At 69.1% G+C, this 15,908-nt stretch carries 16 protein-coding genes; 11 read left to right on the top strand and 5 right to left on the bottom strand.

Translation table 11 applies throughout. From position 1 onward, the window contains the following. Positions 1 to 144: 144 nt before the first annotated feature. On the top strand, positions 145 to 948 hold the full coding sequence (locus HHL11_RS26095) for a 2-keto-4-pentenoate hydratase (RefSeq protein WP_169421528.1): 804 nt from the start codon (positions 145 to 147) through the stop codon (positions 946 to 948). Between the two features lie 191 nt (positions 949 to 1,139). Here the strand turns inward: HHL11_RS26095 and HHL11_RS26090 are convergent, their stop codons facing one another. Next, complete coding sequence (locus HHL11_RS26090; protein WP_169421527.1) at positions 1,140 to 2,381, bottom strand: acyl-CoA dehydrogenase family protein; 1,242 nt, start codon at positions 2,379 to 2,381, stop codon at positions 1,140 to 1,142. Positions 2,382 to 2,391: 10 nt separating this feature from the next. Further along, positions 2,392 to 3,411, bottom strand: a complete 1,020-nt coding sequence (locus HHL11_RS26085) for a phosphotransferase family protein (RefSeq protein ID WP_169421526.1) — start codon at positions 3,409 to 3,411, stop codon at positions 2,392 to 2,394. A gap of 154 nt (positions 3,412 to 3,565) precedes the next feature. Between HHL11_RS26085 and HHL11_RS26080 the strand changes: the two genes are divergently transcribed. The 8 genes from HHL11_RS26080 to HHL11_RS26050 all read left to right on the top strand — a co-directional run bounded on the left by HHL11_RS26080 (position 3,566) and on the right by HHL11_RS26050 (position 10,672). Beyond that, a complete protein-coding gene (locus tag HHL11_RS26080; protein ID WP_169421525.1) occupies positions 3,566 to 4,381 on the top strand; it encodes an SDR family NAD(P)-dependent oxidoreductase in 816 nt (271 codons plus the stop codon). Positions 4,382 to 4,407: 26 nt separating this feature from the next. Continuing rightward, entirely contained in the window at positions 4,408 to 5,622 is a 1,215-nt protein-coding gene (locus tag HHL11_RS26075) for an ABC transporter substrate-binding protein (protein WP_169421524.1), read from the top strand. A gap of 15 nt (positions 5,623 to 5,637) precedes the next feature. After that, positions 5,638 to 6,747: an enolase C-terminal domain-like protein gene (locus tag HHL11_RS26070; protein ID WP_169421523.1), complete on the top strand. Its 1,110-nt coding sequence runs from the start codon at positions 5,638 to 5,640 to the stop codon at positions 6,745 to 6,747. A 23-nt stretch (positions 6,748 to 6,770) separates the two neighbouring features. Beyond that, a complete protein-coding gene (locus HHL11_RS26065) occupies positions 6,771 to 7,883 on the top strand; it encodes an enolase C-terminal domain-like protein (RefSeq protein ID WP_169421522.1) in 1,113 nt (370 codons plus the stop codon). A 4-nt stretch (positions 7,884 to 7,887) separates the two neighbouring features. After that, complete coding sequence (locus tag HHL11_RS26060; protein WP_169421521.1) at positions 7,888 to 8,988, top strand: enolase C-terminal domain-like protein; 1,101 nt, start codon at positions 7,888 to 7,890, stop codon at positions 8,986 to 8,988. A gap of 68 nt (positions 8,989 to 9,056) precedes the next feature. Then, positions 9,057 to 9,431, top strand: a complete 375-nt coding sequence (locus HHL11_RS26055) for a carboxypeptidase regulatory-like domain-containing protein (protein ID WP_169421520.1) — start codon at positions 9,057 to 9,059, stop codon at positions 9,429 to 9,431. A gap of 27 nt (positions 9,432 to 9,458) precedes the next feature. Further along, on the top strand, positions 9,459 to 9,581 hold the full coding sequence (locus HHL11_RS34745) for a hypothetical protein (RefSeq protein WP_281068739.1): 123 nt from the start codon (positions 9,459 to 9,461) through the stop codon (positions 9,579 to 9,581). 29 nt (positions 9,582 to 9,610) lie between these two features. Then, the gene (locus HHL11_RS26050; protein ID WP_169421519.1) at positions 9,611 to 10,672 is read left to right on the top strand and encodes a DUF1444 domain-containing protein; all 1,062 of its coding nucleotides are present in this window, start codon (positions 9,611 to 9,613) and stop codon (positions 10,670 to 10,672) included. A 33-nt stretch (positions 10,673 to 10,705) separates the two neighbouring features. Here the strand turns inward: HHL11_RS26050 and HHL11_RS26045 are convergent, their stop codons facing one another. Beyond that, on the bottom strand, positions 10,706 to 11,074 hold the full coding sequence (locus HHL11_RS26045; RefSeq protein WP_169421518.1) for a hypothetical protein: 369 nt from the start codon (positions 11,072 to 11,074) through the stop codon (positions 10,706 to 10,708). Positions 11,075 to 11,076: 2 nt separating this feature from the next. Further along, positions 11,077 to 12,060 carry a cation diffusion facilitator family transporter gene (locus tag HHL11_RS26040; protein WP_169421517.1) on the bottom strand — a complete coding sequence of 328 codons (984 nt, stop codon included), beginning with the start codon at positions 12,058 to 12,060 and terminating at the stop codon, positions 11,077 to 11,079. A 66-nt stretch (positions 12,061 to 12,126) separates the two neighbouring features. Here HHL11_RS26040 and HHL11_RS26035 point away from each other — a divergent pair, with 66 nt between their 5' ends. Both HHL11_RS26035 and HHL11_RS26030 read left to right on the top strand, forming a co-directional pair. Beyond that, on the top strand, positions 12,127 to 12,591 hold the full coding sequence (locus HHL11_RS26035; RefSeq protein ID WP_169421516.1) for a MarR family winged helix-turn-helix transcriptional regulator: 465 nt from the start codon (positions 12,127 to 12,129) through the stop codon (positions 12,589 to 12,591). After that, the gene (locus HHL11_RS26030; RefSeq protein WP_240980434.1) at positions 12,588 to 14,123 is read left to right on the top strand and encodes a DHA2 family efflux MFS transporter permease subunit; all 1,536 of its coding nucleotides are present in this window, start codon (positions 12,588 to 12,590) and stop codon (positions 14,121 to 14,123) included. Before HHL11_RS26035 ends, HHL11_RS26030 begins: the two co-directional genes overlap by 4 nt. On the opposite strand, the gene HHL11_RS26025 is transcribed toward HHL11_RS26030, so the two are convergent. Continuing rightward, entirely contained in the window at positions 14,120 to 15,811 is a 1,692-nt protein-coding gene (locus HHL11_RS26025) for an SMP-30/gluconolactonase/LRE family protein (protein WP_240980433.1), read from the bottom strand. The two genes, HHL11_RS26030 and HHL11_RS26025, sit on opposite strands and share 4 nt — an antisense overlap. Positions 15,812 to 15,908 lie beyond the last annotated feature (97 nt).

Raw genomic sequence — 15,908 nt, 5'->3', positions numbered from 1 at the left:
CTGTGCCGCGCCGCGCGGGACGCGCCCATCGTCGGATGGGACGAATCGCCTGCGCGGCGTTGCCGGTCCAGTATAGCGGCGGGGTGCTGCGAATCGTCCCTTCCGACGATTGGCAGGCGCAAGGCTGCTTTCCAGAATGTTCACATGACGACCTCTTCCGGATCCGGCGACCTCGCCCTGGTGCGCGACATGCTCGGCGCGCGCCACAGGCAGAGCCCGCTCGACCTGCCGATGGACGCGGGCGCCGCGCTGACGCCGCACGACGGCTACGCGCTGCAGGCGCTGCACGCGCAGTCGGTGTTGTCGGGCCTGGGGGGACGCGTCATCGGCACGCGCATCCGCGCCCGCGACATGGCCAGCCTGGCCGCCCTGGGCCTGGGCGGCCCGATGCGCGGGCCCCTGTTCTCGGCCAGCGCGCACCGCAGCCCGGCCAGCCTGCCGCGCTCCGACCACCTGGTGTGCCGGGTCGAACTGGCGCTGGCCGTGCGCCTGCGCGAGGAAATCGGCGGCCACCCTTACCTGCCGGGCCGCGACGTGCTGCTGCACGCGATCGGCGCGGTGCTGCCCGCCATCGACGTGATCGACTCGCGCCTGACCGCGCCCGAACAGCGGCCGCTGCCGCTGATGCTGGCCGACCTGCTGTACGGCGGCGCCTGGGTGCACGGCGAGCCGGTGACGGACTGGCAGGACCTGGACCTGCCGGCGCTGAAGGTGCGGCTGACCTCGGGCGGCCAGGAAGTCCGCGCCGGCACCGGCGCGCCGGGCGGCGTCGACCCGTTGCAGGCGCTGAGCCTGCTGGTGGCAGACCTGGGTCGCGAAGGCCAGACCTTGCGCGCCGGCGACATCGTGAGCATGGGGCCGTGCACGGTGGCCTATGCAGCGAGTGCAGGCGAGGTGTTGCGGGCAGATTTCGGGCCGCTCGGCGAAGTGGAACTGCGGTTGACCTGACGGCGGAGGCGCTGGCCCACGAGTTGCAGGACTTCCGGACTTCCGGACTTCTGGACTGCAGGACTTCCGGACGCAAAGGGCGCAAAGGTCACGCAAAGGACGCAAAAGAACAGCCCAATTGAAATGGGTTTCTTTTGCGTCCTTTTGCGTCCTTTTGCGTCCTTTTGCGCCCTTTGCGTCCGGAAGTCCTTTCAAGCGTAGTACGCCAGCGTCGCCCCTCGATTCGCCTTCGCCTTCGCCAGCTCCGCCCGCGCCACGGTGCGCAGGTGCACTTCGTCGGGGCCGTCCACGAAGCGGAAGGCCCGGCCCCAGGTCCACAGGAAGGCCAGCGGCGTGTCCGCGGTCAGGCCCATCGCGCCGAAGACCTGCATCGCCCGGTCGAGCACCCGCACCTGCAGGCGCGCACTCACCAGCTTGATGGCGGACACATCCACTTGCGCGGCCTTGTTGCCCTGCGCGTCCATCAGCCAGGCCGCGCGCAGCACCAGCAAACGCGCCTGGTCGACCTCGACGCGCGACTCGGCGATCCAGTCCTGCACGTTGGCCTGCTCGGCCAGCGCCTTGCCGAAGGCGCGCCGCTCCAGCGCGCGCTCGCACATCAGCTCGATCGCCAGCTCGCACTGGCCGATGGTGCGCATGCAGTGGTGCACGCGCCCCGGCCCCAGCCGCGCCTGCGCCAGCGCAAAGCCGCGGCCCTCCTCGCCCAGCACGTTCGCCACCGGCACGCGCACGTCGCGGAACAGCAGTTCGCAGTGCCCTTCCGGTGAATGGTGGTTCATGATCGGAAGGTCGCGCACGAGGGTGAGGCCCGGCGTGTCCAGCGGCACGATCACCATCGAATGGCGCTCGTGCCGGGCCGCTTCGGCGCCCTCGTCGCTCACGCCCATCACGATGGCGAAGCGGCACAGCGGGTGCTTCGCGCCGGTGGTGAACCACTTGCGGCCGTTGATGACGTACTCATCGCCGACCCGCCGGATCGTGGTCGCGATGTTGGTGGCATCGGACGAGGCGGCATCCGGCTCCGTCATCGCGAAGCACGAGCGCATCTCGCCGCGCAGCAGCGGCAGCAGCCAGCGCTCGCGCTGCGCCCCTGTCGCGAACAGGTGCAGCAGCTCCATGTTGCCGGTGTCCGGCGCATTGCAGTTGAAGACTTCCGCCGCCCAGGGGATGCGGCCCATGATCTCCGCCAGCGGCGCGTATTGCAGGTTGCCAAGGCGCGTGCCCGGTTCGTCGTCGCGCAGCCCCGGCAGGAACAGGTTCCACAAGCCCGCTTCGCGCGCCTGCGCCTTCAGGGGCTCGACGATCGCCGAGGGATAGGCGCCGCGCTCGGCCAGCCGCAGCCAGTCGCGGTTGGCGGGCAGCACGAAGCGCTGCATGAACTCGCGCATGCGTTCCTGCAGTTGCAGGTCGTCCGGGGAAAAGCCGAATTCCATGGGTCCTCCTTCAGTTTGCGTGCACGGCTTCCAGGCCGCGCCGTGCCATCGCGCCGGCAAGCGCGCCCACCGCCGCGGCATCGGCGGCGGCGGCCGTGCCGTCGGCCGCACGGGCCGCGATGCCTTCGAAGATCACCGACCAGCGCATCAGGGCGAAGCCGTAGTGGAAGGGCGCCGCCCGCTGCTCGCCACCGGCCGCGCGGTAGTAACTCGCCAGGTACTCGTCCTCCGCCGGGATGCCCAGCGCCGCCAGGTCCAGCCCGCGCAGGCCGCCGTACTCCCCGGGCAGCGTGCGCCAGGCGCAGGCGTTGTAGGCGACGTCGGCCAGCGGATGGCCCAGCGTGGAAAGTTCCCAGTCCAGCACGGCGACGACGCGCGGCTCGGTGGGATGGAACATGAGGTTGCCGAGCCGGAAGTCACCGTGCACCAGCCCGCATTGCTCGTCGCGCGGCAGGTGCGCGCCCAGCCACGCGAGCAGCGTGTCGAGTTCCGGGTTGGGCCGCGTGCGCGACAGGCCCCATTGCTGGTTCCAGCGGGCCAGCTGGCGTTCGAAGTAGTTGCCCGGCTTGCCGTAGTCGGCCAGGCCCAGCGCCGCGACGTCCACGGCGTGCAGTTTCGCCATGGTCGCGGCCATCTCGAAATAGAGGGCGCGCCGCTCCGCCGGTGCCAGGCCCGGCAGCGAAGCGTCGGCGAACACCCGGCCTTCCACCCGCTCCATCAGGTAGAAGGGCGTGCCGATGACGTCGAGGCCGGCGTGATACAGCACCATGCGCGGCACCGGCAGGTCGCTGGCCGCGAGCGCCTGCATGACGCGGTACTCGCGGTCGATGGCATGCGCCGAAGGCAGCACCGCGCCCGCGGGCTTCGTGCGCAGCACCAGCCGGCGGTTGGCGTAGCTCACGAAGAAGGTCGGGTTGGACTGGCCGCCGCCGATGCGCTCCAGCTCCAGCTCGCCGCGCAGGTCCGGCAGCGCCTGGCGCAGGAAGGCGTCCAGGCGGGCTGGCGCGAAGGGAAAGTCTTTTCGTTCCATGGTCAGCGGCAACTCTAGGGATGCGCGCCGCGCCCGGTAATCGTCACTTCCGACGAAGCGGGGGAAAACACCGAGGCGAGGCCGCGGAGATTCGTCGCTTCCGACGATCCCGCGCCGCACACCGTGCAGCCTACAGTGCACCGCAGGCAAAACCATGATCTCCCTCAAGAACCGAACCATCCTGGTCACGGGCGTGACCTCCGGCCTCGGCGCCGGCGTCATGCGGGTGTTCAGCGCGCTGGGCGCAACGGTGGTCGGCTGCGCCCGCCGCAGTGAACAAGGACAGGCCTTTGCCGATGAACTGCGCGCGCAGGATCGCGACGTCACGTTCGTCGAAGCGGACGTCACCGCCGAAGCGGACCGCCAGCGCCTCGTGGACGCCTGCATCGCAAGAACCGGCCGCCTCGACATCCTGGTGAACAACGCCGGCATGCTGGGCCAGATCGCTTCCGTGCAGGACGTCGCGCTGCAGGATTGGGACGACGTGCTGAACGTCAACCTGACCGCGGCCTTCGGCCTGTGCCGCCTCGCGCTGCCGCACATGCGCCGGCAGCGCGATGGCGTGATCCTCAACATCTCTTCGCTCAACGCGGTCATCGGCATCACGCAGATGGCGGCCTACTGCAGCGCCAAGGCCGGCCTCACGCACCTGACGCGCGTGCTGGCCGCCGAAGGCTGGCCGGACAACGTGCGGGCCAACGCGATCATCCTGGGTGGCGTGCGCTCGGAGATGACCGAGCACCTATCCACCGTGCTGCTGCAGCGCTCCGAAGGCGCCGCGCCGCCGGAGCGCGTGGCCGCCGCACAGGCGCGCAGGCTGGACCCGGACGAAGTCGCGCAATCGCTGGCCGCGCTGTGCCTGCCCGAGGCACGCCTCATCACCGGTTCCGAAATCGCCATCGACCAGGCCGTGACGGCCGGCGCGGGCTTGAGCCGCCTGCTGCATGGCCCGCAGGCCGCGACCGCCTGAACCTGAAGCTTTCCGAGGAGACAAGCATGACGAAGAACTCGCACGACCCCAGCCGCCGCAGCATGCTGCTCGCGAGCGCCGCCGCACTGGGCGCCGGCATGTGGTCGCTGCCCGGCCGCGCGGCCGACAACGAACTGCGCCTCGGCTGGATCAAGCCGCTCAACGGCCCGCTGGCCAGCACCTTCGAGGGCTACTTCCAGGCCGCGGAAATCGGCTTCGAGGAGATCAACGCCGCCGGCGGCATCCTGGGCCGCAAGCTGGTGAAGGTGGAGGTGGACGACCAGGCCAACCCCGCCAACGAGCCCATCGTCATGCGCAAGCTGGCCGACGCCGGCGTGCAGATCCTCGTCGGCCCGATCGGCAGCTCGCAGTCGCTGGCCGCCTTCCAGATCGGCGGGCCGCGCAAGATGCTGCAGGCCACCTATTCCAGCGCGGACGAGGTGGGCGACGGCACGCGCTTCCCCTACCACTACGGTTTCAGCTCGCCGGGCCTGGCGCAGGTGAAGCGCCACGCGGAATACCTGCAGGCGATGGGCATCAAGAAGGCGGGCATCCTGACCGAGGATTCGGCCGCCGGCGCCTCGATCCGCGAGTCGATCCAGCAGGAGCTGAAGGCCAGGCGCATCGAGGTCGTGTCCGACCAGGTGTTCAACCTGAAGACCCAGGACATGACGCCCTTCCTGCGCAAGCTGCGCGCGGACGGCGCGCTGGCGCTGGACACGCACCTGTCCAACCTCAACGACATGACGCAGCTGCGCATCGGCCTGAAGCGCCTGAACTGGACGCCGCCCATCGTCGGCGGCGCCGGGCTGCTGCTCTCTGGCACCGTGCCCGATGGCGCCATGTACAAGGACATCTACGCGGCGACCTACCGGGCGCTGACCTACACCGACACCGAGAAGCCGCCGGGGCGCGTGATCGAGTTCGCGCGCAAGCTGGCCGCCAAGGACATCTCGCCGACGATCATCGGCACGGCCGTCACCTCGCCCTTCTACGACTTCCTGCATGCGCTGAAGAAGGGCGCGGAGGCGACCAAGTCGCTCGAACCCGACGCGATCCGCAAGTACTGGGACAGCGGCGCCGACCTCGGCGGCCTGTTCGGGCGCCTGACTTTCACGCCCGCGCGCCACTTCGGCTACGAGACCGACGCGATGGCCATGGCCGTCGTCGCCTCCGAGGACGAGCCCTTCTCCAAGGAGTTCAAGGGCATCTTCCGCCGCCGCGCGCCCGCGGTGGCCTGACCGGGAGCACGAACGATGAAGATCACCGACGTCAAGCTCACCGCCTTCCGCCGGCCCGATGCGCCGGCCGACAAGGAGGCGATGATCAAGGGCCAGTCGATCCGCGCGCTGATGACCGAAGTGGTCGCGGTGCAGGTGTTCACCGACGAGGGCTTCACCGGCGAGGCGCTCAGCCTCGGCGGCGGCCAGGGCCTGGCGCACTACATCGCGTCCACCATCAAGCCCATGCTGATCGGCCGCGACCCGGAATACCTGGAATCGATCTGGCAGGACATGTGGACCTTGAACCGCCTGTGGTTCACGCCGCTGTTCGCCATCGGCACCGTGGACACGGCACTGTGGGACCTGTACGGCAAGATCCTGAACAAGCCGATCTACAAGATCCTCGGCGCCTACCAGGACAAGCTGCCCACTTACGCCAGTTCGCACACCAAGGCCACGGTGGGCGAGTTCGTCGACGAGGCCTTGAAGTACCAGGAGCGCGGCTTCCAGGGCTACAAGCTGCACGTGCTGGGCGAGCCCAGGTTCGACATCGAATGCTGCACCGCCGTGCGCAAGGCCGTGGGCGACGACTACAACCTGATGATCGACGTGGTGTCCGGCTACAACCAGCGCGAGGCGCTGCGCGTGGGCCGCGCGCTGGAGGAGCTGGACTTCTACTGGTACGAAGAGCCGCTGCGCGACTACGACATCCACGGCTACAAGATGCTGGCCGACGCGCTGGACATCCCGATCTGCGGTGTCGAGGTGAACGAAGGCTCCATCTACACGACGCCCGAGTACATCACCCAGCGCGCCGTCGACATCGTGCGTTCGGACATCTCGTTCAAGGGCGGCGTCATGCAGGTGAAGAAGACCGCAGCGCTGGCCGAGGCCTTCGGCCTGAACCTGGAAATCCACACCAATCCCAACCCGCTGCTGGACGCCGCCAACCTGCAGGTGGCGCTGACCTTGAAGAACACCGATTTCTTCGAGCAGCTGGTGCCCGAGCACGTGGTGCAGTTCGGCACGAAGAACTGCGTCCACATCGACAAGCAGGGCTTCGCCCATGCGCCCACCGGACCCGGCCACGGCATCGAGATCGACTGGGAATTCGTCAACCGCCACAAGATCGCCGTTCTCTGAACCCCTGAAGGAAAGACCTAGCAATGAAGATCAAGGACGTCCGCCTCGTTTCGTTCCGCCCGCCCATGCCCAAGGGCTTCCAGACGCCGACGCTGTATGGCGGACAGTCGATCGGCGCCTACGTGACCGATTTCCTGGCGGTGCAGATCAACACCGACGAAGGCGTCAGCGGCGAGGTGGTGACGGCCTATGGCGGCCTGAGCCTGGCGCACTCCATCGCCGACCGCCTGCGGCCGCTGCTGATCGGCAAGGACCCGGCCTACCGTGAAGCGATCTGGCAGGACATGTGGCGGCGCGACCGGCTGCTGTACACCACGCAGTTCGCCATCGGCACCGTCGACGTCGCGCTGTGGGACTGCTATGCCAAGAGCCTGAACGCGCCGCTGTACCAGCTGCTGGGCGGCGTGCGCGACAAGGTGTCGGTGTACGCCAGCTCCATGGAGCACGCCACGACCGAGCTGTTCGTCGAGGAAGCGCTGAAGTACAAGGAACTGGGCTACCAGGGCTACAAGCTGCACGTGTGGGGCGACGCCCGCCGCGACATCGACCTGTGCATCGCCGTGCGCAAGGCCGTGGGCGACCGCTTCCCGCTGATGATCGACGTGGCCGGCAACTACAACCACGCACAGGCGCTGGAAGTAGGCAAGGTGCTGGAGGAACTCAAGTACCACTGGTACGAGGAGCCGCTGCGCGACTTCGACCTGCACGGCTACCGCATGCTGGCGGACAAGCTGAGCATCCCGATTGCCGGCACCGAGGTGGTGGGCGGCTCGATCTACTCGGCGCCGGAGTACATCACCACCCGCGCCGTCGACATCGTGCGCGCCGACGTTTCGTTCAAGGGCGGCATCGGCCCCGTGAAGAAGATGGCCAACCTGGCCGAAGCCTTCGGCATGAACCTGGAGGTGCACACCAACGCCAACACGATCATCGACGCCGCCAACCTGCACGTGATCGCCTCCATCTCCAACACCGAGTACTTCGAGCAGCTGGTGCCCGAGCCGCTGTTCACGCTGTGCGGCGTGGAGAAGATCCACATCGACCGCGAAGGCTTCGCCCACGTGCCCAAGGGGCCTGGCATCGGCGCCCGCATCGACTGGGACCTGGTGGAAAAGTACAAGGTCTGCGAGATCTGAGCCGATGAAGATCACCAGCTTCAAACTGCGCGTGTGCCAGCCCAAGGGCTGGGAGTTCAACTGGCGCGACGACCTGCCCTCGGTCAAGATGACGATGACGGTGTTCGAGATCGGCACCGAGGACGGCCACACCGGCATCGCCACCTCGTGGCTGCCGGCCTCGCCGGTGGAGATCGCCGACCAGGCCAACCACTTCTTCCGCCCGCTGCTGATCGGCGCCGACTCCAACGACCGCGAACGGATCTGGCACGAGATGATGGCGCACGCGCGCTACCTCATCATGCCCAAGGCCGCCAGCCACATCGACATCGCGCTGTGGGACCTGGTGGGCAAGCAGACCGGGCTGCCGGTGTACAAGCTGCTGGGCGCCTACCGCGAGAAGGTGCCGACCTATGCCACGACCACCAGCTACGACTCGGTGGAGAAGAACGTCGAGGTGGCGCTGGCGATCAAGAAGCGCGGCTACAACGCCTGCAAGCTGCATCCGCCGGCCATCCCCGACCTGGACATCGAGATCTGCAAGGCCGTGCGCGAAGCGGTGGGCCCGGAGTACCGGCTGATGCTGGACCCGACCAGCGCCTACGACTACGACCAGGCGCTGCGGGTGGGCCGGGCCATCGAGAAGCTGGGCTTCTACTGGTACGAGGACCCGATCCGCGACGACGACGTCGCCGGCCTGCAGGAGCTGTGCCGCTCGCTGGACATCATGGTGCTGATGGGCGAATCCACCAGCCGCGGGCCGTGGCAGTTCGCCAACTACTTCAACCAGTTCGCGGGCGACGGTTACCGCGCGGTGGCGGACGTGGTGGGCGGCATCACCGGCCTGCGCAAGGTGGCCGCAGCGGCCGAACTGCACAACCGCCGGCTGGAGCCGCATTCCTATGGCTCGACGCTGGTGCAGGCGGCGCATCTGCACCACATCCTGGCGGCGCGCAACTGCGAGTACTTCGAGGTGCCGCACCCGAAGGAGACGCTGGACTTCGGCATGAAGACCACGATCGAGATCGACCGCGAAGGCTTCGTCCACGCGCCGACCGCGCCCGGGCTGGGCTTCGAGGTCGACTGGGACGTGATCGAGAACTCGACGATCGCGGAGTACAAGTAGCCACGGCATCCGCCGACAAGCCGGGCCGCGCTGGCGGCGCGAGGATGGCGCGACAGGAGGTATCCCTCATGAAACGCATCGTTCTCGCGCTGGCGCTCGCAGGCGCCGGCACACTCGCGCTGGCGCAAGGCGGCAGCTTCCGCTGCGGCGGCGTGGGCGTGGGTGAACAGGACAAGTTCAAGGCCGAGGCGGTGCAGCACGACGCGCTGCTGACCTTTGCCGTCAGCACCGGCGCCTACCTCGCCGACGTCGGCGTGCGCATTACCGACAGCCACGGCGCGGTGGTGCTGGAAGGCAAGTGCGACGGCCCGCTGATGCTGCTGGACCTGCCCGGCAAGGGCAGCTACACCGTCGCGGCCACCGCCCAAGGCAAGACCCAACAGAAGACGCTCGCGATCGGCCAGCGTCCGGCCAGCGCCACCTTCACCTGGCCGGCAGGCTGACGTGGCCGAGGCCGGAGCGACAGCACGGTGGCCCGCGGACGCATCATCGGCATCGGCATCGGCGGCCCCGGCGGCGGCCCCACCGGCGTGCGCGTGCGCGAACTGCCGCTGCGGCTGGACAAATTGCTGGGGCAAGGCGTGCTGGCCTGAGCGCCCGGCGGACTGGCATGATGCCGTCCATGTTCGATCTCGCCGCATTGTTCGATCGCCCGCGCACGCCGCCAGGCGCCGTGCCGCGCGATTTCACCGAGGCCAGGAAGCACCTGCTGCCGGTGCTGCTGCCGCTGGCCGGGCTGGACGTGATGCGCATCGGTCACCTGGGCCTGGACACCCCCAGCCCGCGCCTGGAGGAAATGTTCCCCTTCCGGCGGCTGGCCGCTGACCTGGGCCTGGCGCTCGCCTTCGACGACGGCTCGTCTTTCGCCGTGGCGTCGCCCGCGCACCTGGAAGCCTGGGGCGTCACGCTGGACGAAGGACTGGCGGTCGCGGAGGCCCGCTTGCGCCACCTGCACGCGCCGCATTTCGCGCAAGCCGCGCCCGGGCTGTTCGTCTCGCGCTTCGGCGACGCGGCCCGGCTGGCGGCGCCGGAGCTGGCGCAGCAGGTCGTCGGCGACGGCGAACCCGTGGCCATGGTGCCGGACGGCGAGTACCTGTTGCTGGCTTCCTCGCGTGACGAAGCCGCCATCGAAAGCATGCTGGCCATGGCGGCGGAGTTGCTGCAGGCGCCGCGGCGCCTGTCGGCCACACCGTTCCGGCTCGAAGGTGGGCAGTGGCGCGCGTGGCTGCCCTCGCACGAGCCGGTCGCGGCCACGCTGCACAACCTGCAGCGCAAGAAGCTCGCCGACGACTACGACGAGCAGTCGCAGGCCTTGCGCGACGCGCTGGAGCGCGGTGGCCAGGACGTTTTCGTCGCCGACCACGGCCTGCTGCGCACCGAGGCTGCGCCGCGCATGCTGGGCCTGTCGACGCTGGCGCACGAGGTGCACGCCTGGCTGCCATTGGCGGACGTCGTGGCGATCCAGCCGCCCGGCGGCGAGGTGCAGGACACGCTGCTGGTGCCCTGGGCGCAGTTCCGGGCGATCGCGGGTGAGTTGCTGGAGCCGCTGCCCTGCGTGCCGCCGCGGTTCGACTACCGGGGCGGGTTGTCGGAGTCGCACTTCGAGCGCTTGCGGGGGGCGACGCTGACTCTGGCGGAGGCGGCGCGGGACCTGGCGTCGCACGGGGGAGCTGGGGTGCGCTGACGCGCAACCCAGCCTACCGACGCTCGCAGCGAATCAGGAGTCCACGCCGAATTCGGCGCGGAAGGCGTCGCAGAAGTCCTCACTGCCCGTGACGGTGAGGCTCAACGTGAAGCGTGGCGACGCCGAGGTCCCGGGCTGCAGCGCGATCTTATGGGCCGACAAGTCCACGCTCACGTCCAGCGGCGTCGCGACCTCCTGCACGCCCTGCAACTCGTAGTCCCACGCACCGCCTTCCTCCAGGGGAGCGGGCGCGCCGAACACATGCTCCGCCCAGGCCAGCACCCGCAGCACTTCCGCCTGCAGCGCCGGTAGTTGCGCTGTCAGGGCGGCGGCCATGGCGTCGAAGCTGCCGTGGCCTTCCTCGTCGCCGCTGAAATCGAAATCGAGCCAGTCCAGCGCCATGGCTACACCACGTGGTCCGGCGCCAGCGCGCAGGCCTGCTGCGTGTCCGCCACCTCGATCTGCACCGTCGTGTGGTGGATCTGGTGGTGCTCCTTCAGCTCGCGGCACAGGCCCTGCAGGAAGGCATCGCCCGGATGCCCCGCAGGCATGACCAGGTGCACGGTCAGCGCGTTCTCGGTCGTGCTCATCGCCCAGATGTGCAGGTCGTGCACCTCGGTCACGCCGGGCAGCGCGGCCAGCGTGGCGCGCACCGCGCCCTCGTCCACCGTGGCCGGCACCGCCTGCAGCGCGAGCCGCAAGGACTGCTTCAGCAGGTCCCAGGTGCCCCAGACGATCACGGCGGACACGACCAGCGTGGCCGCCGGGTCGAGCCAGTTCCAGCCGGTCGCCAGCACCAGGCCGCCCGCAATCGCCACCGCCAGGGAGACCGCCGCGTCGGCAGCCATGTGCAGGTAGGCGCCGCGCAAATTGAGGTCGTGCTTGGCGCCGCGCATGAACAGCCAGGCGGTGACGCCGTTGATCACGACGCCGATCAGCGCGATGACGATGACCGTCCCGCCGGCCACCGGCGGCGCGTCGGCCAGGCGCCGCACGGCCTCCCAGGCCAGGGCGCCGGTCACCAGCAGCAGCGCCAGGGCGTTGACGAGAGCGGCAAGGATGGAGGTGCCGCGCAAGCCGTAGGTGAAGCGCTGGCTCGGCATGCGCTGGGCCAGCAGCATCGCGCCCCAGGCGACCAGCAGGCTCAGGACATCGCCGAGGTTGTGGGCGGCGTCGGCCAGCAGCGCCACCGAATCCGCCGCGATGCCGAACACCGCCTCGGCGACGACGAAGCCGGCGTTGAGGACGATGCCGATGGCGAAGGCGCGGCCGAAGCTGGCCGGCGCGTGGTGGTGGTGGCCGTGGTGATGGCCGTGATCGTGGTCGTGATGGCCGTGATCGTCGTGACCATGCGAGTGGTCGTGGTGGGAATGCTCGTCGTGCGCCATGCAGCCGCCATGGTACGCCGCCGGCCGGCGCCCGAAATAGTAAACATGTATATAATCAAGGAGATTATGAAACCGGCTTTCCGGCAACGCTTCGGCTTCCTCGTGAACGACGTGGCGCGCCAGTATTCGCAGCAGTTCGACCGCGCCGCGCGCGAGAAGCTGGGGCTGTCGCAGGCCCAGGTGCGCCTGCTGGGCGTGCTGGCCACGCACGAAGGCGAGCGCGCGCTGTCGCAGGCGGAGCTGGCCCTGCGCCTGGGCCTGACGCCCATGGCCGTGGCCACGCTGTGCGACCGCATGGCCACCGCTGGCTGGATCGAGCGCCGCGCCAGCGCCACCGACCGCCGGGTGAACGAACTCCACATGGCCCCCAGCGCCCGCAAGGCGCTCGAACGCGCCATGGCCATCGGTGACGACATCACCGCCGCCGCGCTGGCCGGCCTGAGCGCCGCCGAACGCGCCCAGCTGCTCGCGCTGCTGACGAAGGCGCGCGAGGCGCTGCACGCCCGCGGCGAGGACAAGGAACAGGAATGAGCAGTCCCGACAAGGATCATTTTCCGCACAAGGGGATGATCACCATCAGCATCATGCTGGCCACGATCATGCAGGCGCTGGACACGACCATTGCCAACGTGGCCTTGCCCCACATGCAGGGCAGCCTGCAGGCCTCCCAGGACCAGATCACCTGGGTGCTCACCTCCTACATCGTGGCCGCGGCCATCGCGCTGCCGCTCACCGGCTGGCTGTGCGCCCAATGGGGCCGGCGCAAGGTGTTCATCATTTCGGTCATCGGCTTCACCATCGCCTCGGCGCTGTGCGGCCTGGCGACCTCGCTCCCCGGCATCGTGTTCGCGCGCCTGCTGCAAGGCATCTTCGGCGCCGCACTGGTGCCCTTGTCGCAGGCCGTGCTGCTGGACATCAACCCGCCGCAGAAGGTGGGCCAGGCCATGGCGATCTGGGGCGCCGGCATCATGGTGGGCCCCATCCTGGGCCCGATGCTGGGCGGCTGGCTCACCGAGAACTTCGACTGGCGCTGGGTGTTCTTCATCAACCTGCCGGTGGGCGTGTTCGCGCTCTACGGCATCTGGCGCTACCTGCCGGAGAACAAGCCCAAGGCGCAGCCATTGGACATGTTCGGCTTCATCGCCCTCAGCGTCGCCATCGGCCTGCTGCAGATGTTCCTGGACCGCGGCGAGCTGCTGGACTGGTTCGACTCGCTGGAGATCCAGCTGGAAGCGGCGGGTGCGCTGATCGCCTTCGCCTTCTTCGCGGTGCACACGGCCACGGTGCGCGGCACCTCCTTCGTCAACCGCGAGCTGCTGAAGGACCGCAACTTCGTCACCGGCTGCCTGTTCGGCTTCGTCGTCGGCATCGTGCTTTACGGCACGATGGCGCTGCTGCCCACCTTCCTGCAGACCTTGCTGTCCTACCCGGTGGTCTACACCGGCATGGTCACCGCGCCGCGCGGCATCGGCACCATGCTGGCGATGATCGTGGTCGGCCGGCTGGTGACCAAGGTGGACCTGCGGCTGATCATGGCGACCGGCTTCTCGCTGACGGCCATTGCGCTGTGGCAGATGACGCACGTCACCCTGCAGATGGATTCGAGCCTGATCATCTGGTCCGGCTTCATCCAGGGCCTGGGCATCGGCTTCACTTTCGTGCCGCTGTCGGCCGCCGCCTTCGCCACCCTGCCCTCGCGGCTGCGCAATGACGGCACGCCTTTCTTCAGCCTGATCCGCAACATCGGCGGCAGCGTCGGCATCTCCATCGTGCAGGCGCTGCTGACGCGCGGCGTGGCGCAAAGCCATGCGCAGCTGGCGACGCTGGTCGCGCCCGGCAACCTGGGCCTGGGCGACCTGCCGGCGGCGATGAGCCCGGCGACGCAAGCCGGCCTGGCTGCGCTGAACATGGAAGTGACGCGCCAGGCTTCGCTGATCGCCTACATCAACGACTTCTGGATCATGATGGCCGTGACGGTGATGGCGATCCCGGCGCTGATGTTCCTGCGGACGGTGCGGCGCGGTCCGGCCGCGGCGGGTGCGGGCGGCGACGTGCCGCACTAACCGGCGAACGTGGTCTCCGGCAAACCTCGCACCTTCCCCGGCCGATAGGCAAACAGCGATCCTGACAGCGGAGCCGCCGCCAGCTCCGCCTCGCTCAAGCGCACCGACGCCGTCGTGATGTACAGCGTGTCGAGATTCTCGCCGCCGAAGCAGCAGCTGGTGGGGCGCGGCACCGGCAGCGGCAGGCGCTCCAGCTCGGTGCCGTCCGGCGAGAAGCGGGCGATGTGCCACGCGTCCCACATCGCCACCCACAGGCAGCCTTCTTCGTCCACCGTCAGGCCATCGGGCTTGCCGCGCGACGGGTCGACTTCGATCAGCGGCCGCCGGTTGGAAATCTTCCCCGCGCGCAGGTCGAAGTCGTAGACGAAGATCGTCCGCCGGAAGGTGTCGGCGAAATACATCCGCGTGTCGTCCGGGCTCCAGCCCATGCCATTGGGCACCGTGAAGCCCGAGTCCATGCACTTCCATTGGCCATCCGGATCGACGCGGAACAGGTTGCCGCGATTCGGCGCCGTGCCCAGGTCCATCGAGGCGATCCACAAGCGGCCCATGCGGTCGCACTTGCCATCGTTGTAGCGGTTGCCCGGGCGCTCCGCCTCGGGGTGCGCGAAGCGCGTCATGCGTTTGCTGGCGTCGTCGTAGGACAGCAGGCCCGCCGGCGTCGCCAGCAGCAGGCCGCCACTCATCTTCGGCACGGCCAGGCTCACCATCGAGCCGACGCGCGTCATCGTGCTCGTGCCCTCCAGCGGGCGCAGCGAGTGGATGGCCGGCGCGAGGATGTCGACCCAGTACAGCGCGTTGTCGCGCGCCGACCAGACCGGGCCTTCGCCCAGCAGGCTGGAAGCGGTGTCCAGGCGCGTCAGTTCCGCCGGCACCGCCGACGCCAGCTTCTGTCCGGTGCTGATCGACATGCCCTTGCCGGCGGCGCTGTGCGAGATGGCGCGGGCCGCTGAAATGAGCCGTGAGGACAGCGCATGCGCGCGTTCCAGCTGCAGCCGGTCGGCCGGGCCGGCCAGGTCCAGCGCGCCGATGACGGCGCCCTCGAAGTCGTACACCGGCACGGCGATGGCCACGGCGCCCGCCTGCTGCTCGCCGTCTTCCAGCGCGTAACCGCGCACGCTGGTGATCTCCAGCTCGCTTTGCAAAGCCGGTGCATCGACCAGCGTCCGCTCGGTCAGCCGCGGCCACGGCGCCGGCCCCAGCAGGCCCGCGCGCGTGCCGGGTTCCGAAGCGGCGAGCACCGCCTTGCCCGCGGCACTGGCGTGCAGCGGCAGGTTCATGCCGACGGCGGTGCGCTCCTGGCCACCCTGCGCGCGGGTCTCGCAGGCCACCACCATCAGGCGATTGCCGTTCAACACGCTCAGGCGCACGGTTTCCTGCAGCTGGTCGGCCAGGCGCACAAGTTCGTCCTGCGCGGCGAGCCGCAGGTCGAAGTCGCTCCAGACGTCGTAGGCGAGCTCCAGCAAGCGGAAGCCCAGGCGGTAGGTGCGCGTGTGCGGGTCGTGCCGCAGCAGGCCCTCGCGCACCAGCGTGTTGAGGATGCGGTGCAGCGTCGCCTTGGGCAGCGAGCCGACCTTCAGCAGCTCGGTGAAAGTCATCGGCGCGCGCCGCTCCGACAGCAGGGTCAGCAGCGCCATCGCCTTTTCCAGCACGCCCAGCCCGGGCGCCTGGGATTCGGAGGGATTCATGGGAGCCAGTACTTCATGCCGGCGCCGATGCTACCCGCCGGCAAGGCCGCGGCCGACCCCGGGTTTGTACCGATGACTGGAAATCATCAGCTCCAAA

Origin of the sequence: Ramlibacter agri (assembly GCF_012927085.1) — a bacterium.
In the GTDB taxonomy this organism is placed as follows: domain Bacteria; phylum Pseudomonadota; class Gammaproteobacteria; order Burkholderiales; family Burkholderiaceae_C; genus Ramlibacter; species Ramlibacter agri.
Note: the sequence above shows the minus strand (reverse complement) of the source record. Positions and strands in the feature narration are given on the sequence as shown.

Bases quoted from the DNA above. Each gene is read 5' to 3' on its own strand.
- HHL11_RS26095 (WP_169421528.1), top strand. From the start codon at position 145: ATGACGACCTCTTCCGGATCCGGCGACCTCGCCCTGGTGCGCGACATG.
- HHL11_RS26090 (WP_169421527.1), bottom strand. From the start codon at position 2,381: ATGGAATTCGGCTTTTCCCCGGACGACCTGCAACTGCAGGAACGCATG.
- HHL11_RS26085 (WP_169421526.1), bottom strand. From the start codon at position 3,411: ATGGAACGAAAAGACTTTCCCTTCGCGCCAGCCCGCCTGGACGCCTTC.
- HHL11_RS26080 (WP_169421525.1), top strand. From the start codon at position 3,566: ATGATCTCCCTCAAGAACCGAACCATCCTGGTCACGGGCGTGACCTCC.
- HHL11_RS26075 (WP_169421524.1), top strand. From the start codon at position 4,408: ATGACGAAGAACTCGCACGACCCCAGCCGCCGCAGCATGCTGCTCGCG.
- HHL11_RS26070 (WP_169421523.1), top strand. From the start codon at position 5,638: ATGAAGATCACCGACGTCAAGCTCACCGCCTTCCGCCGGCCCGATGCG.
- HHL11_RS26065 (WP_169421522.1), top strand. From the start codon at position 6,771: ATGAAGATCAAGGACGTCCGCCTCGTTTCGTTCCGCCCGCCCATGCCC.
- HHL11_RS26060 (WP_169421521.1), top strand. From the start codon at position 7,888: ATGAAGATCACCAGCTTCAAACTGCGCGTGTGCCAGCCCAAGGGCTGG.
- HHL11_RS26055 (WP_169421520.1), top strand. From the start codon at position 9,057: ATGAAACGCATCGTTCTCGCGCTGGCGCTCGCAGGCGCCGGCACACTC.
- HHL11_RS26050 (WP_169421519.1), top strand. From the start codon at position 9,611: ATGTTCGATCTCGCCGCATTGTTCGATCGCCCGCGCACGCCGCCAGGC.
- HHL11_RS26045 (WP_169421518.1), bottom strand. From the start codon at position 11,074: ATGGCGCTGGACTGGCTCGATTTCGATTTCAGCGGCGACGAGGAAGGC.
- HHL11_RS26040 (WP_169421517.1), bottom strand. From the start codon at position 12,060: ATGGCGCACGACGAGCATTCCCACCACGACCACTCGCATGGTCACGAC.
- HHL11_RS26035 (WP_169421516.1), top strand. From the start codon at position 12,127: ATGAAACCGGCTTTCCGGCAACGCTTCGGCTTCCTCGTGAACGACGTG.
- HHL11_RS26030 (WP_240980434.1), top strand. From the start codon at position 12,588: ATGAGCAGTCCCGACAAGGATCATTTTCCGCACAAGGGGATGATCACC.
- HHL11_RS26025 (WP_240980433.1), bottom strand. From the start codon at position 15,811: ATGAATCCCTCCGAATCCCAGGCGCCCGGGCTGGGCGTGCTGGAAAAG.